This window comes from Paenibacillus swuensis, assembly GCF_001644605.1.
Lineage (GTDB): Bacteria > Bacillota > Bacilli > Paenibacillales > DY6 > Paenibacillus_N > Paenibacillus_N swuensis.
On sequence record NZ_CP011388.1, the window covers coordinates 3,760,532 to 3,775,622 of the forward strand.

The following is a 15,091-nucleotide window of genomic DNA, read 5'->3' on the forward strand; positions in this document are numbered from 1 at the left end:
GGAAACGGGGGTAGATTAAAATGCTAATTCTGAACAGCGGCCGAACCCTATATTACGGAAAAGGGGATGTGTTGGTTTATCGTACTTACGCCAATCCGATCCGTGTGGAGCCTCTGCCTGAATCCTCTTATGTCGGTAATTCGAACGTCATCTTTGCGCATAATATTAAATTTGCCGTGAGCAGTGAAGAGTTACTCAGCTCGTTTACGGAGGGCGATAACGCGATGATTGTGGCGACGGATTCCATGAAGAACTTCATACTACGTCAGACCGCAAATTATGACGGCAGTACGACGGAAGGTCTTCTTGCCTTTATCAGCGAGCAGTTTATGGAGAGATACGAATACATTACGGCCATCGACATCAGCGCACAGCGTCTGCCTTTCGACGCGGTGTCTGTCCCCGGTGAAACAGGTGAATTCTCTGCCAGCCCGTTAGTTTATTCGAGAGGGCGAAACGAGCTTTCCGGCGCAACGCTCCGATGGGTAAGAACTCAAGGAGGCGGTGTGATGGAGCGGCACCGATGCACATTGCATGAACTACAGTTAATTAAGGTTAGCGGAAGTTCCTTTTACGGCTTTGTCCGGGATGAGTACACGACGCTTCCGGAAAGCTTTGACAGGCCCTTGTATATCTTTCTTGATATTTCATGGCAATACACTGACGACGCCTCCATGCTGGACGGGGACCTGGGGAAATACGTTGCCGCCGAGCAGATCAGGGATATAGCCCAAACCGTATTTCATGAGATGAATACACCTTCAATTCAGCATTTAATCTGGCATGTCGGGTTGCGTATTCTGACAAGATTTCCCCAGATAGCCGAAATTCAGTTTGAATCCAACAACCGTACCTGGGAAGGGGTCGTTGAACCGGTTGACGGAACTTCGCCCGGTGTGTTTACGGAGCCTCGCCCGCCTTACGGCTTTCAAGGCTTTTCTCTGACGCGGGCGGATCTCAAAGTTGCAACGGAGGCGGGTCAGTTATGAGCGGTCGCCTGACTACCCATGTGTTGGATTTATCCATCGGAAAGCCCGCGGCCGATGTCAGTGTAAAATTACTTCGTCAGAATAGTGACGGATCCTATGACTTCGTGGCAGAAGCGCGGACGAATGAAGACGGCAGGTTAGATCGCCCCTTACTGGAAGGAGACTTGATGAATCCGGGAGTATATATGCTTGAATTTGAAGCTGGGGCTTATTTTGAACATAGAAATCCTGTTAATCTGGTGCCGGTTGTGTTTGAGCTAATACCGATTCGATTTCGGATATTCGAGCGAAGCAACCATTATCATGTCCCGCTGCTTTTGGCACCCGGCGGTTACAGCACATATCGGGGCAGCTAAGAAAAGATTGTCAAAGGAGGGGAAAACATGGGGGAGCCGTTTGATCTGATTATACAAGGTGGAACCGTTGTATTGCCAGAACGTGTAGCGAAGCTGGATATTGGCATAAGGCATGGGAAGATCGCCGAGATTTCTGAATCATTAGTCGGGACGGTTTCCGAGGTGCTGGACGCCACAGATAAGCTGGTTATGGCGGGACTTATAGATATGCATGTGCATCTAAACGAGCCCGGATTCGGTCATTGGGAAGGTTTCGAAACGGGTTCAGCGGCATTAGCGGCAGGAGGCTGCACATTCTATGCGGACATGCCGCTGAACGGAAATCCCGCTACAGTGTCAACTGACGCTTTAAAGCTTAAGGCGGAGTTAGCCTCAGGGAAATCTGCCGTGGATTACACCTTCTGGGGCGGCCTGGTGCCCGACAACCTGGACGCCTTGAAACCGTTGGCCGAAGCGGGCGTGTTCGCCTTCAAGGCTTTTATGTCTGAACCGGGCGGCGAAGGGGAGGAACGCCTTCGCCGGGCGGATGACTGGACGCTCTACCAAGGGATGAAGCGAATCGCCGCCTTTGGCGGGATTCTTGCCCTTCACGCGGAGAGCGATTCCATTACCGCGAGGCTTGCCGAAGCGGCCGTTGCGGAGGGGCGAATGACCGCGGCGGATTTTGCCGCTTCCCGGCCCATCGTGGCTGAGACGGAAGCGGTAAACCGAGCGCTTTACTTTGCGCGTGAGACCGGCTGTGCGTTGCATTTTGTCCATATCAGTTCCTCACAAGCCGTGGATTTAATTGATGCCGCCAAAGCGGAAGGGTTGGATGTGACGCTTGAAACCTGTCCGCACTATCTTGTACTGACAGAAACGGATATGGGGCGAATCGGACCCGCAGCCAAATGCGCACCGCCGTTACGCTCAGGTGATGCTCAAGAAGCGTTATGGGAACAATTGAGCAACGGGAGAATCGATATGATCACATCCGACCACTCCCCTTGTCCGGAGTCGTTAAAAAATAAAACGGGACAAACGTTCATGGAAGCCTGGGGCGGCATTTCCGGTGCGCAGAATACGATGGAACTAATGATTGGAGAGGGCCATGTGCGAAAGGGTATTCCGCTGACAGAGCTGAGCGCCATGTTATCTTCCTCGCCCGCGACCCGATTCGGCTTTGGTGATATGAAGGGGCGCATTGCTCTCGGTTTCGATGCGGACTTGGTTATTATTGATCCATCGAATCGATATGTTCTAAACCGGGAACATCTGTATCAGAAGCATAAGCACAACCCTTATCTGGGCAGGGAGATGTTGTGCAGGGTTGTTCGAACGATCAGCAGGGGAGTTACCGTGTACAGCATGGAAGAAGGGTTGAAGCACAGCGGGGCGGGACAATGGGCTCCTAAGACTACGAAGAGGAGGGACCCCTTATGAATCTGATGTCAGCGAACGGTTTGGCGTTGCAGTTAACCGCACTACTTGAAGGATTATCGAAACGAGGAGCGGATGCGGAGGGCGGTGTAACCAGGCTGTTATATGACCGCGCATGGTTAGAAGCACAACATTATCTGGCTGAACGCATGAAAGAAGCGGGGTTGGACATTCGCTATGATCGGGTAGGCAATTTATATGGAAGACTTCAGGGAAGCGACAGCGACGCACCCGTGGTATTAACCGGTTCGCATGTGGATACCGTTCGCTCGGGCGGATACTATGACGGTGCTTACGGGATCGCCGCGGGCATAGCGGCAATATCTCATCTCCGTGAAACCTACGGTACGCCTCTGCGAACGCTTGAGGTAGTCTCGCTGTGTGAAGAAGAGGGAAGTCGATTTCCGATTACTTATTGGGGCTCTGGACATATAGCCGGAAAGCATGATATCAACTTAGCTCCAGATATATTGGACGAAGAGGGCATTAGTCTTCACGCGGCGATGAGTTTGGCGGGTTTCGGACGAAGTGAACAACCCGATCCGCGGCGTGCCGACCTTGCGGCCTATGTTGAAGTGCATATTGAGCAAGGCATTCTGCTGGAGAAGCTAGGTCAGCGGGTGGGTCTGGTTGATACGATTGTCGGTCAGCGTCGTTACTCCGTACACCTCAGCGGTGTTACGAATCATGCAGGAACAACGCCGATGCTTATGCGGTTGGATGCATTGGCGGGAGCCGCCGAGATGTTGGGATTGTTGGAGACCGAAGCCATGGTGGAGGGTGAACCGCTTGTAGCCACCGTTGGGAAACTGGAGACAGCGCCGAACACTCCGAATGTGATCCCGGGCACGGTGAAATTTACCGTAGATATTCGTCATGATCAGGAAAAGTCGCTTACGGATTTCAGTGAACGCATGCTGACAAGGTTTGGACAGATTGCCGCCCGGCGCGGACTTGAAATCGAGATCACCTCTTGGTTATCCGCTCCGCCGACACCTATGGATCCTTCGCTTATGAACCGGCTCCAAACCATTTGCAACAACCTTTCGCTGCCTTCCAGACGCATGGTCAGCGGTGCGGGGCATGACGCGCAATTGTTCGCCCAATTATGTCCTTCCGCGATGCTGTTTGTACCGAGCCGCGGAGGAATCAGTCATTCGCCTGAAGAATATACACCGGACGACGAACTTATTGACGGGGCAGCCGTCTTGGCGGAATTGCTCAGACAACTAGCCTATGATTTGCCTGAAAAGGAGTAAACTTCATGACCCGATACTCAGAATTTGCACCTTCGCAACGTATTATAATGACACCGGGCCCTGTTGAGGCGGAACCTCGCGTATTGCGCGCCTTGTCATATCCGATCTTAGGACAATTCGATCCGGAATTTACAGATTTGATGAACGATACCATGTCCATGCTGCGTGAATTGTTTCAGACGCGTAACCATTGGGCTTTCCCTATCGACGGTACCTCTCGCTCGGGCATTGAAGCAATGCTTGCGAGCATCATTGAGCCGGCGGATAAAGTGCTTATTCCGATATTTGGACGTTTCGGTTACTTGCTTCAGGAGATATGCGAGCGGTACGGAGCCGAGGTCGTCACCATGGAAAAACCATGGGGAACGGTGTTTGACCAAGAAGAGATTGCTGCGGTTATACGCATCGAACAGCCCGCAATCGTTGCCATTGTACATGGAGAGACCTCGACCGGCCGAATCCAGCCTTTAAATCAGCTTGGTGCGGTATGCCGCGAGAACGGCGCGCTTCTTGTCGTTGACGCTGTCGCTACCATCGGCGGGGTGGCGGTGGAGACGGATGCATGGATGCTTGATGCGGTGATCGGCGGAACGCAGAAGTGCCTCTCCATCCCGTCGGGTATGGCGCCAATTACCTATAACGAGCGAGTGGAAAGCAAAATCGCGAAGAGAAAACGCATTGAAAGAGGCCTGCGCCAACCTGGTGAGATATTGACAGAAGAATCGATTCTTAAACCGATTGCTTCCAATTATTTGGATCTAAGTCAGCTCCAGGATTATTGGGGTCCGGCTCGGTTAAATCATCATACGGAAATGACCTCCATGTTATACGCCTTGCGTGAAGGAGTTCGAATCGTTCTTCAGGAAGGACTGGACGCCCGATTCCAGAGGCATAAACTGCATGAACAAGCTCTGGTTGCGGGAATTCAAGCTATGGGGCTTACCTTATACGGAGAATCGGAATGTAAGTTGCCGGTAGTCACTTGTGTGCAAATTCCGCCTGAAACGGACGGAGAGTCCGTGAGATCCATGTTGCTGGGGACATTCGGAATCGAAATCGCGAGCTCCTTCGGACCGCTTAAAGGACAAATTTGGCGTGTCGGTACGATGGGTTACAGCTGCAGACAGACCAATGTTCTTCATTTTCTCGGAGCCTTTGAAGCGGTGTTGATCCGGCATGGGTTGCGAATCCCTCCAGGCCGATCCGTTCAGGCAGCGCTGAATTGTTACGAGACACCGGTGTCTCTTGGGGTCGAAACCCTTTGACACGGATGAACTGTGCCTTTACCTTTGACGCAATTCATAGAATTCGCAGGCATCCCGTTCGAAATAGGTCAAGTCGCTGACATCGGTCTGGATTACAACCAAATCATCCGTGAAGCGGACAATCCACCCTCCGTTGGAAACAATGTGATCATTCTGGAAAACCCGGATGGTCCGCTGTCGGTCCAATCCTTCCTGGAAATCAGCGTCAGTCAATAATTTACGGTTCATCGCCACAGGTTACATTCTCCTCTTCATTATCAGTGCATCTCCCCATTGTAAGAGATAACCTATATCGTCGCAACTGAAATAAAGGCGTTCCGGATCATTCCGGAACGCCTTTATCCTAGGATTTAAACCAACCAAACGGCTTGCCGATCGGCAAGAATACTTTACCGAAATGAGGGTTTAAGACCGCTGCAGCCGAACCATAAAAGGAAAACATTGAAATTAGGAATTCAGATACTCCCGCCACTTTATGGGAAAATTCAGGCATGATTCCGAAGGAAGTCAGCGATAACCCGATAAACAGAAAATCAATCAATACGAAGATGATAAACAATACTTTATGGGTTTCCGTAGCGCCAACGGTCATGAATATACTGAAAATCAGGTAGCCGACGAACGCGAACCCCAGTTGCTTCGGATCCATATTGTCCGCAAGCGCCGAGCCGAACGCGCCGGACTGAATGAGCCAAGACATGCCCACGCCGAGCCAGAACAGTCCGAACGCTCCGAATGCGGTTGAGCCGAACGTGTTATTATGTTTAGCATCCTGAACGCAAGCGAATAATTGCGCGATGCCTCCAAGGAAAATAGCCCAGGGCAAAATGAAGGATGTGCCTTCGGTCCAGCCCAGCTTTTGCGATGAAGCAACTAAAGTAACGATAGCCAAGCCGAAGAGGCCAATAGCTGATGGATCGGATACTGCGATTTTAACTTGTTGCGTGTTCGTGTTGTTCATTTCTCGATGGTTCCCCCTACAAAGATGCTCTGTCTTTTTTGACATACTTGAACACATTACAGAAACAGGCCTCCACTTGTCAATGGAAAAACCTTGTAGTATAGGGTATGCCCCAACAGGCGACAGCTGATTCACCTTGTCAGACTTTGTAGTTTGTGAGGAAACGAGATCACGCTAGGATGACTTACGGGAGTAAATGAAACGTGAAATCAGAATGCCGATTCCCCCGAATCCAATGAACAGGACAGCGCGGATCAGAACGGAAACGGAAGGCAGGTCGAAAAATACAATTTTGCCCAACGTTAAGAACAATAAAGCCAGTCCGGCCAACCGGAATTTCTTGACATCCTTGATGACTCCGTAAGCAATAAATGCGGCAGCATACCCTACCCATACCGCAGAAACGGACAGATACTTCACATTACTGTTAAAGTCAGCTAAGACAGCCAAAGTCAGATCAGTCAGGAAGACAAGTCCCAGCAAGCCAATCCCGAACGAAAGGACCTTGGTCACATCCGCCAGGAAAGATTGTTTCTCGGTATCCTTCAGAAGCAGCGTTCTTAAGCCATACAGAGTACTCAGCCCAACGAGCCAAGTTAACAGATTCCAAGAGAACACGGTATCCATGCCATCGATCAGTTGCGCATAAGCAGCCAAACCACCGCCGATGTAGATCACGAACGAAGCTAATTTTTGCAAGGAAGATTTCATGTAAAAACCCAACACCAAACCTATAAAACCCTCCAGTAACAGTAAGGTCGGCAGAGTATCCCCATCCGCTGACTTCAAGCAGAAAAACACCAATGCATAAAGGGTCAACGATGTAGCATAAGGCAGTTTGGTGTCCGATTTTCGCTTAAACCAGATGGCGAAACCCCCGTACAGCGCGGCACTGGCTAACATGATCCAGCTAAAGTTTGCAGGCTCATAACTCCCGACAGACCATAAGGCGCTTAGTCCAAAGCCGGTAAGGAGAACTTGCAGCTGAGGCTTGGAAAAAGGTAAATAGACGAAGGCGAGAAGAGTTAAAACCAGTTGCTGCACGATGATCCCTAGCGTGGTGATTTCTTCAAACCCGACGCTGAGTTGAAAGAAAATATAGGCCAGATGCGACAAGGCAAACGTTGTGTAAAACAGCACCGGCATGCGGCGAACGGAAGCATAGATGAGGAATGCAATAAACAGCAGTGATTCATAGATCGTAAAGAAGATCGGCGAAGGCGAGGTGCTTTTTACCAAGAATGGAGTTAACACCCCTGCAAATACAGCAAAAACAGCCAGGAATTGGGATTGACTTCGATAGGACAGAACTAAAGCCAGCGCCACCCAAACCAGATGGATAAAGAACGAAACCGGTGTGTTTATGAAACCATACCAATAGTGAGCGGCAAAAGTCGTTAACATGAAAAGGGCCACTGAACCCCCCATGAGTACTTGAGCAAGTAATCCGCGTTGTTTCTTCTGTTGGCGAAATCCAGCGAATAATAGCAAACCTCCGGCCGCAAATCCAATGACACAGCGCAGTTCTTCTGTTAACAGCCCTCCGTCCACAGCAGCCTTGAATCCCCAGACAACACCGATTAATAATACAAACATGAAGATCCGGGGCAACCATACCTTGGCGATTAAATGTTCCCAGTCGATTTTTTTAGGTGCCGCAGGACGATACACGGGTGATGTTCCGGACCGTTCAGGCGGTGTTGTTGCAACACTTGGTTCCGCTTGGGGAGGGGGGAAATGCATTCCCTCTTTCATGGACCTGATTTCTTGCTCCAATTGAGCTACTCTTTCTTCCAAACGTTGTATTCTTGACAAATCTTCCATTTTCTTCACCTCTTTGTCTGAGCGTAACGAGTCGCAATACATTCGTCAAGATGATTTTAGAGGATGAATGGTTATATAATGGTTATTCTAAGCCATATAGAAAATGTTGGGAGGCCACACGTATGAGCAAAATGTTAGTAACCGGGTTCACAGGCAATGTTGGCTATGAAGTGGCTCAAGCCGTTCGGGCGAGAGGGGGCGACATGGTCTGCGGAGTGAGGAACGTGGAACGGGCGCAGTCCGTTCATGGCGATTCTTATGAGTACACCGTTCTGGATTATGGCAAACCGGAAACCTATGACAGTGCTTTGGCCGGCATAGATCGCATCTTCCTGAATTACCCCCCTGAAACCGAATTCGACGCGTTTCATGCTTTCATTGACAGAGCCAAGGTACGCGGCGTTCAGCATATCACCTACCTTTCCATTAAAGACGTTCAATTTATGCCATTTGTTCCCCACTATAAGAATGAGAAGGCGATTATAAGAAGCGGCGTTCCCTACACATTTGTAAGAGCAGGCTATTTTATGCAAAATATGAACCTCTTTCTTCTGGATGAATTGCAAAAGAACCAACGAATTTATGTTGCTGCGGGCAAAGGAAAGACCAGCTTCATCGATGTTCGTGATATTGCGGAAGTCGCGGCCGTCTCCCTGTTGGAAGGCGACCAGCACAAGTACAAGAAATATGCTTTAACCGGCGCCGAAGCCTTTGATTTCTATGAAGTGGCCAGACGGATGTCGGAGGTATTAGGCTTCACGATCACTTATTCGAACCCGACCATTAAAGAATTTAAAACCTACATGCTGGGCAAGGGTCTGGACCCGGGATATGTCAATGTGGTAACTGGGATTCATATGGCAACGAAAATCGGATTGGCCGGCGGCATTACAGGAACGTTCACTACACTCACGGGGAATACACCTCGTAAACTCGAACAATATGTGAAGGACTACCGGGACTATTTTGTAACAAAATAATTTGTACACCCGCTCACCTTTTCTAGGCTCCGGCATACGTTGTAGTACACAGGTTGTTGGAGGGATTGACATGAGAAGAAGAGTATCGGTTGGACTGGCCGCAATGTTCGGGTTGTCCGTACTGTTATCCGGGTGTTCCGGCGGTAAAGAAGAAAGTACCAAGATCAAGATAGGCGAAGTGACCCGTTCCATATTCTATGCGCCGCAATATGTTGCATTAACGGAGGGTTTCTTCGAGGAAGAAGGATTAGAGGTAGAGCTGACAACGACGCCGGGCGGAGACAAGACGATGACCGCGCTGTTGAGTAACCAGATTGATGTCGCTCTCGTTGGATCTGAGACTTCTATTTATGTATCTCTGCAAGGCGCCGAGGATCCGGTCATTAATTTCGCGCAATTAACACAAACGGACGGAACCTTTCTCGTAGCCAGGGAGCCTGTTGCGAATTTCGATTGGGCCTCCCTTAAAGGGACGACATTTCTCGGGCAACGAAAAGGCGGCATGCCGCAAATGGCCGGCGAGTTTACCTTGAAAAAGAAGGGTATAAATCCCCAAGAGGATTTAAAGCTGATTCAGAATGTCGAGTTTGCCAATATTCCGGCGGCGTTTACTTCGGGAACAGGTGATTTCGTACAACTGTTTGAGCCGCAGGCGACCCTTCTCGAGAACGAAGGGAAAGGCCATGTGATCGCGTCGTTCGGAGCGGAGAGCGGGCAATTGCCATATACCGTGTTTATGGCCAAGGAAAGTATGCTCAAGGATCGTAAGGATTCGATTCAGAAATTTACGAATGCGGTGCATCGGGCACAACTATGGGTTCAGGAGCACTCTGTTGAAGAGATTGCGGACGCGGTAGCTCCATTCTTCGAGAATACCGATCTCGAGGTCGTCCGTAACGTAGTGAAACGTTACAAGGAGCAAGGTTCCTACGCCACAGATCCGATTATAGATGAAGCTGAGTGGGGTAATCTGCAAGATGTGATGAAAGAAGCCGGTGAACTTGACGGACCGGCCGAGTTTAAAGAACTCGTGAACAATACATTTGCGGATAAGGCCAAGGATTCAATCGAATAAAGAAACTACGGCCGCCCTGTGCGGCTTTTTTGCAAAGAGAGGAGGGGGCGCCGATGGTACCTGCGGTGAAGTTAGAGGGAATTACCCATGTCTATGTGAATAACGGCGGGGCCTCCCTGGTGCTTGAAGGGATTGACCTGACTATAGCCAACGGGGAGTTTGTTTCCTTGGTCGGACCAAGCGGTTGCGGCAAAACAACCCTTCTCTCCGTCCTTGCCGGACTAATCTCACCCACGCAGGGAAAGGTGGAGGTATTCGGGCAATCTGTTGAAGGCCCCAGTGCAAGAGTGGGGTATATGCTTCAACAGGATTATCTGTTCCCCTGGCGAACCATATTTGACAATGCGGCCATCGGGCTTGAGCTGACGGGACGACTGACCTCGGAGAAAAAGGATTATGTTCGGCATCTGCTAGGTCAACTCGGACTAGGGTTACAAGGGTCCAAATATCCCTCAGAGCTGTCCGGAGGTATGAGACAACGCGTAGCTTTAGTGCGGACCCTGGCCACCGAACCGGATATTCTGCTGTTGGATGAACCCTTTTCGGCTTTGGATTACCAGACGAAACTGCAGTTGGAGGATCTTATAGCGCTGACCCTGCAAGAGCATCGCAAAACCGCGCTTCTCGTCACGCATGATATATCGGAAGCGCTCGCGATGAGCGATCGGGTGGTCGTGCTTGCCCCCCACCCGGGGCGGATACGTAAAGAAATTCGCGTGCCTTCCCTGATCGCTGAATCCACACCGTTTCATGCGAGGGATAAGGAAGGTTTTCAAGCGTTATTTCAGTCCATATGGAATGAATTTGACCGGCTTGATCCAGGGGGGGAGAGAAATGGAACCGGAACGTAAATCATCAGCGAACACCTTGAATATTAATCCCGAAACGATCTATAAAGCCTATAAACAGAAGTTATCCGCAGAACGCAGCTATGTCCTGCTCACGCAATGTTTATTATTGTTGCTGCTGGCCGGGAGTTGGGAAGCGGCCGGCCGCGCGAAATGGATTGACGTGTTGTTATTCAGTTACCCCAGTAAAATCCTGCATCTACTATGGGAGAAAGCGTTGGATGGAAGCTTGTGGCCTCATGTGGGGATTACTGTAGCCGAAACGATAGCCGGTTTCTTGTTGGGTACACTGGCCGGTGTTCTGTTGGCTACACTGATTTGGTGGAGTCCGTTTCTTGCCAAGGTGCTGGACCCTTACTTTGTGGTGCTTAACGCGCTCCCGAAGGTGGCTTTAGGACCCTTGTTTATCGTAGCCATGGGTTCTGGTGTGCTTTCCATTATTGTGACCATCTTATCCATTACCGTGATTATCACTACACTTGTCATCTACAACTCGTTTCGGGAAACCGACCCCAATTATTTGAAAGTAGTTCAGATCTTCGGCGCAACGCGTCAACAACTGTTCATCAAAGTCATCTTACCCGCTTCTTTTCCGGCCGTTATATCCGCCTTAAAAGTAAATGTCGGTTTGGCATGGGTCGGGGTGATCGTTGGCGAATTTCTAGTGGCTCAAACCGGGTTGGGCTATTTAATCATATATGGCTTTCAAGTTTTTAACTTTACCCTTGTCATCGCTAGTTTGTTCGTCATCGCCTTGGTGGCCACCATCATGTATCAGGGTGTTGCTTTCATGGAATCCAGAATCATTAAGCGAAAATAACGATAAATTTAAGGTCAGCCGAAGCAGGTTGGCCTTTTTCAACTTTTCTGCCGGTGATATAATGTAAGAATCCTAATCCCAGGGAGGTTGAAATGCTCTTGAATAACAAAATCGGAGTGATTGTGGACAGTTTCGGCGCAGGCGTGAAGGAAGGTTTGGTAAAAGCCGTAGAAGTAGGAGCGAACGGGGTGCAGATCTATGCGGTACACGGGGAGATGGATCCGGAACATCTTACTTCCGAGGCGCGTACGGAACTACGAACATACATATCGGATCTAGGATTGGATATTTCAGCGCTTTGCGGTGACCTTGCGGGACATGGCTTTCAAGACCGGAGCGTCAATGCCTCCAAAGTGGAGAAATCCAAGAGAATTATGGATCTGGCACTCGACCTTGGCACAAACATTGTAACCACGCATATCGGGATCGTCCCAGATGATCCCCTGAGTGAAGTTTATGGGGCCATGCAGGAAGCATGTGAAGAATTGGGACGGTATGCTAAGCAAGTTGGCGCCTATTTCGCAATTGAAACAGGACCGGAGCGCGCAGCTCATCTCAAAGCTTTTCTCGATACGCTAAGCACGAACGGTGTGTCCGTTAACTTTGATCCTGCCAATATGGTCATGGTAACGGGAGACGACCCGGTTCAAGGTGTACATATTCTAAAGGACTATATCGTCCATACCCATGTTAAGGACGGTGTGCAGTTAAGAAAATGTGATCCTAAGGAGGTTTATGGCTTTCTCGGTTATGAAGCCATGAGTCATGAGAAACTGGCCGAAATGGGGCAGACCGGGTTGATTTACAGAGAGCTGCCGTTGGGCGAAGGCTCGGTGGATTTCAAATCCTATTTTCAGGCATTGCAAGATATAGGCTACACGGGCTATCTTACGATTGAGCGGGAAGTGGGGACGGACCCGGAAACGGATATCCGGAATGCTGTACGCTATATTCAACGTTTTCAGGGTTGATTAAACTAAAGGATGGAGCGCGTATAGTGCACGAAGCGCGTCCATCCTTTAGTTCTGATTCGCAGCAACAGCAGCTTCCCGTTGAGCGATCCGGTACTCGTAATTGGCTTTACACAATTGCAACAAATCCGCTTTTAGTCCTCTTTTGGGCACAGTTATGGCAACAGATCTACGAGATCTAGTACGCAGAAGTTTCCGCATTTGAACCGGATCTTTCATTCGATTGACAATTAACTCGTCCGGACCTTCTTGTTCATATTGAGAAAGAATGAATTGTTCTTCCGGGTCCGACCCGACGGAAGGGTCCATGGCCACAAACCGAAAATCACGCAACATCCCTTCCTGGACTCTGGCAATGAGCACGTCTCGTTCGCCGAAATACAGAACATCCTGATTCCAACCGGTTTCCCGATCCACAATCTGCTTCGTGGGGATCCGTTCCAAGACGCGAATATGATGCAGCATATTCTGAGCTTTCTCAAATTCAAGCCGTTCGGCATAATGAGTCATCTTCTCATGCATAGCCGTCAATAAATGATCCCGGCGGTGAGACAGCATCTCGGAAGCTTGGCGAGCCGTTTCCTGATAGTCCGCCTCCGAGATCCAACCCTCGCAAACTCCACTGCATTTCCCGATGTGGTAGAGCAGGCAGGCCCGCTTTGGTAAGCTGGTGCAGGTGCGCAACCGATAGTGATCTGTAACAAAATCCAGCATCGCATACTGAAAGCGGGAAGATACGAACGGGCCGAATCGCTGACCTTGTTCCTCCTTACGCTCCGGCAGGAATGCGCCGGCTTGTTCTCGTTCCTGGGTGGTACGACGATCACGATAATATACATCCAGCCGCGGCAACGGTTCCCCTGTCATTTGTAAATATGCATATCCGCTGTTATCCCGCTTCAACGCGCGATTATACGGGGGCTTATGGATCTTGATCAGATTGTTTTCCAGAACAAGGCTCTCGGATTCGTTGTTAACAAGGATAACTTCAATCGAACGAATATTAACTACCAACTCCGCCAAACGTCTGCGTTTATGCTTCTGGTAGAAGTAAGAACGAAGCCGGTTACGCAAATTTTTGGATTTGCCGACATATAGGATGCGCTGCTCCGTATCCTTCATCAGATAACATCCGGGTTGCTCCGGGTAATCCGAAGCTTGAAAGCGAAATGACATGAAGACGATCCTCCTGACGAGTAAATAGTCGAACGCAGGTTCGTAATCTCTATTTTAACATTCCACAACCTTGCGAAACAGTCCCTTTTTATTGACAAAATGTTACGTTTGGGTCAAATTTAAGTTTTTTTTAAGGTTTTTTTCAGCAGGCTATGTTAACGTTGTACTATCAAAGGCATGGTTACCCACGAGAGGAGATTTATTAAGATGAGCACGAATGACAATGAGAAAAAGTTAGGGTTGAATGAAACACAAGGGGAGACGCCGAGTTTTGGCCGCCCGGATTCGGAGGAAGCGATTGAATTGACGAATGCTGAGATCGAGTCCGAGTTAGAGAGAGAAGCTTTGCTTGCACCTACAGATGATCGAATTACAGAAGAGGCTGAGCGCGCAGGAACAGTGCCTCCGTCCGATGGCAGACGTTCCAATGGCGTTTGGATCGGAGCAACGGTAGTCCTTGCGGCGTTGTTAGCAGTGTCTCTTGTCTCCAACCCGTTTGGAAAGAAAGATGTCGCGGTTGCCACCGTCAACGGAGTCGAAATCAGCCAAGACCAGATGTATGACGAGATGGTTAAAGCCGGAGGCGCTCAAACGGTGGACAAGCTGATCACGGAAGAAGTGTTGGGTCAGGAGCTGGAGGCTAAGAAAATCGCATTAACGGATGCAGATTATGATGCCGAAATTGCCAAAGTGAAGAAAAGCTTTCCTTCGGAAGATGAGTTTCAACAGGCATTGCAACAATATGGTATGACGATGGAAGATCTGAAGGCTCAAATTAAGACACAATTGCAAGTAAAGAAATTGCTTGAGCCGGGGATTAAAGTAACCGATGATCAAGTGAAGAAATACTATACGGACAACAAAGCAACATTCGGTACAGCAACGCTTGAAGAGAAGAAAGTCGAGATCAAGGATAACCTGATTAACACCGAGGTTGCCAATAAAGCTCCTGCATATTTAGAGGAACTGAAAGGTAAAGCCAAGATCACGAACACGCTTGAGAAACCAGCTACAGACGCACCTGCAACCGCACCTGCAACTGAATAGTGTTAACTTCCCGGAATCCAGGATTTCGGGTTTTTTTTATGCATTTATGAATTGGTTTTGGGCAAAAGCGGAATAAAGGTTATAATGAGTTAAAGTATAAG

At 49.4% G+C, this 15,091-nt stretch carries 15 protein-coding genes; 11 read left to right on the forward strand and 4 right to left on the reverse strand.

Going from position 1 to position 15,091, the window contains the following annotated elements; translation table 11 throughout:
• The first annotated feature begins 20 nt into the window (after window positions 1-20).
• The 5 genes from pucL to SY83_RS16725 are packed head-to-tail and all read left to right on the forward strand — an operon-like array spanning window position 21 to window position 5,288.
• Window positions 21-989 (forward strand): factor-independent urate hydroxylase, encoded by a 969-nt coding sequence (pucL, locus tag SY83_RS16705; protein ID WP_068608571.1) that lies wholly within the window; start codon window positions 21-23, stop codon window positions 987-989.
• A complete protein-coding gene (gene uraH, locus SY83_RS16710; protein WP_068608573.1) occupies window positions 986-1,345 on the forward strand; it encodes a hydroxyisourate hydrolase in 360 nt (119 codons plus the stop codon). The genes pucL and uraH overlap by 4 nt, the downstream gene beginning before the upstream one ends.
• Before the next feature lie 27 nt (window positions 1,346-1,372).
• Complete coding sequence (gene allB, locus SY83_RS16715) at window positions 1,373-2,767, forward strand: allantoinase AllB (RefSeq protein WP_068608574.1); 1,395 nt, start codon at window positions 1,373-1,375, stop codon at window positions 2,765-2,767.
• Complete coding sequence (locus SY83_RS16720; RefSeq protein ID WP_231891282.1) at window positions 2,764-4,023, forward strand: Zn-dependent hydrolase; 1,260 nt, start codon at window positions 2,764-2,766, stop codon at window positions 4,021-4,023. Before allB ends, SY83_RS16720 begins: the two co-directional genes overlap by 4 nt.
• 5 nt (window positions 4,024-4,028) lie before the next feature.
• Window positions 4,029-5,288, forward strand: a complete 1,260-nt coding sequence (locus tag SY83_RS16725; RefSeq protein WP_068608575.1) for a pyridoxal-phosphate-dependent aminotransferase family protein — start codon at window positions 4,029-4,031, stop codon at window positions 5,286-5,288.
• A gap of 18 nt (window positions 5,289-5,306) precedes the next feature.
• Here SY83_RS16725 and SY83_RS16730 read toward each other — a convergent pair whose 3' ends face one another.
• The 3 genes from SY83_RS16730 to SY83_RS16740 form a co-directional block, all read right to left on the reverse strand.
• The gene (locus tag SY83_RS16730) at window positions 5,307-5,516 is read right to left on the reverse strand and encodes a hypothetical protein (RefSeq protein WP_331710009.1); all 210 of its coding nucleotides are present in this window, start codon (window positions 5,514-5,516) and stop codon (window positions 5,307-5,309) included.
• A 115-nt stretch (window positions 5,517-5,631) separates the two neighbouring features.
• Window positions 5,632-6,249, reverse strand: coding sequence for an acetate uptake transporter (locus SY83_RS16735; protein WP_068608578.1), 618 nt, complete (start codon window positions 6,247-6,249; stop codon window positions 5,632-5,634).
• A 174-nt stretch (window positions 6,250-6,423) separates the two neighbouring features.
• Window positions 6,424-8,073, reverse strand: coding sequence for a DUF2339 domain-containing protein (locus SY83_RS16740; protein ID WP_068608581.1), 1,650 nt, complete (start codon window positions 8,071-8,073; stop codon window positions 6,424-6,426).
• 122 nt (window positions 8,074-8,195) lie between these two features.
• On the opposite strand from SY83_RS16740, the gene SY83_RS16745 reads away from it, so the two are divergent.
• The 5 genes from SY83_RS16745 to SY83_RS16765 all read left to right on the forward strand — a co-directional run bounded on the left by SY83_RS16745 (window position 8,196) and on the right by SY83_RS16765 (window position 12,767).
• Window positions 8,196-9,053 (forward strand): SDR family oxidoreductase, encoded by an 858-nt coding sequence (locus tag SY83_RS16745; protein ID WP_068608583.1) that lies wholly within the window; start codon window positions 8,196-8,198, stop codon window positions 9,051-9,053.
• Window positions 9,054-9,123: 70 nt separating this feature from the next.
• A complete protein-coding gene (locus SY83_RS16750; protein ID WP_068608585.1) occupies window positions 9,124-10,128 on the forward strand; it encodes an ABC transporter substrate-binding protein in 1,005 nt (334 codons plus the stop codon).
• Window positions 10,129-10,181: 53 nt separating this feature from the next.
• Window positions 10,182-10,979: an ABC transporter ATP-binding protein gene (locus SY83_RS16755; protein ID WP_068608586.1), complete on the forward strand. Its 798-nt coding sequence runs from the start codon at window positions 10,182-10,184 to the stop codon at window positions 10,977-10,979.
• Window positions 10,963-11,796, forward strand: coding sequence for an ABC transporter permease (locus tag SY83_RS16760; RefSeq protein ID WP_068608588.1), 834 nt, complete (start codon window positions 10,963-10,965; stop codon window positions 11,794-11,796). The genes SY83_RS16755 and SY83_RS16760 overlap by 17 nt, the downstream gene beginning before the upstream one ends.
• A gap of 92 nt (window positions 11,797-11,888) precedes the next feature.
• Window positions 11,889-12,767, forward strand: coding sequence for a sugar phosphate isomerase/epimerase family protein (locus tag SY83_RS16765; protein ID WP_068608590.1), 879 nt, complete (start codon window positions 11,889-11,891; stop codon window positions 12,765-12,767).
• A 48-nt stretch (window positions 12,768-12,815) separates the two neighbouring features.
• On the opposite strand, the gene SY83_RS16770 is transcribed toward SY83_RS16765, so the two are convergent.
• Window positions 12,816-13,943: a GIY-YIG nuclease family protein gene (locus SY83_RS16770; protein WP_068608593.1), complete on the reverse strand. Its 1,128-nt coding sequence runs from the start codon at window positions 13,941-13,943 to the stop codon at window positions 12,816-12,818.
• A gap of 207 nt (window positions 13,944-14,150) precedes the next feature.
• On the opposite strand from SY83_RS16770, the gene SY83_RS16775 reads away from it, so the two are divergent.
• Window positions 14,151-14,990 carry a SurA N-terminal domain-containing protein gene (locus SY83_RS16775; protein WP_068608595.1) on the forward strand — a complete coding sequence of 280 codons (840 nt, stop codon included), beginning with the start codon at window positions 14,151-14,153 and terminating at the stop codon, window positions 14,988-14,990.
• Window positions 14,991-15,091 lie beyond the last annotated feature (101 nt).

Bases quoted from the DNA above. Each gene is read 5' to 3' on its own strand.
- pucL (WP_068608571.1), top strand. From the start codon at position 21: ATGCTAATTCTGAACAGCGGCCGAACCCTATATTACGGAAAAGGGGAT.
- uraH (WP_068608573.1), top strand. From the start codon at position 986: ATGAGCGGTCGCCTGACTACCCATGTGTTGGATTTATCCATCGGAAAG.
- allB (WP_068608574.1), top strand. From the start codon at position 1,373: ATGGGGGAGCCGTTTGATCTGATTATACAAGGTGGAACCGTTGTATTG.
- SY83_RS16720 (WP_231891282.1), top strand. From the start codon at position 2,764: ATGAATCTGATGTCAGCGAACGGTTTGGCGTTGCAGTTAACCGCACTA.
- SY83_RS16725 (WP_068608575.1), top strand. From the start codon at position 4,029: ATGACCCGATACTCAGAATTTGCACCTTCGCAACGTATTATAATGACA.
- SY83_RS16730 (WP_331710009.1), bottom strand. From the start codon at position 5,516: ATGAACCGTAAATTATTGACTGACGCTGATTTCCAGGAAGGATTGGAC.
- SY83_RS16735 (WP_068608578.1), bottom strand. From the start codon at position 6,249: ATGAACAACACGAACACGCAACAAGTTAAAATCGCAGTATCCGATCCA.
- SY83_RS16740 (WP_068608581.1), bottom strand. From the start codon at position 8,073: ATGGAAGATTTGTCAAGAATACAACGTTTGGAAGAAAGAGTAGCTCAA.
- SY83_RS16745 (WP_068608583.1), top strand. From the start codon at position 8,196: ATGAGCAAAATGTTAGTAACCGGGTTCACAGGCAATGTTGGCTATGAA.
- SY83_RS16750 (WP_068608585.1), top strand. From the start codon at position 9,124: ATGAGAAGAAGAGTATCGGTTGGACTGGCCGCAATGTTCGGGTTGTCC.
- SY83_RS16755 (WP_068608586.1), top strand. From the start codon at position 10,182: ATGGTACCTGCGGTGAAGTTAGAGGGAATTACCCATGTCTATGTGAAT.
- SY83_RS16760 (WP_068608588.1), top strand. From the start codon at position 10,963: ATGGAACCGGAACGTAAATCATCAGCGAACACCTTGAATATTAATCCC.
- SY83_RS16765 (WP_068608590.1), top strand. From the start codon at position 11,889: ATGCTCTTGAATAACAAAATCGGAGTGATTGTGGACAGTTTCGGCGCA.
- SY83_RS16770 (WP_068608593.1), bottom strand. From the start codon at position 13,943: ATGTCATTTCGCTTTCAAGCTTCGGATTACCCGGAGCAACCCGGATGT.
- SY83_RS16775 (WP_068608595.1), top strand. From the start codon at position 14,151: ATGAGCACGAATGACAATGAGAAAAAGTTAGGGTTGAATGAAACACAA.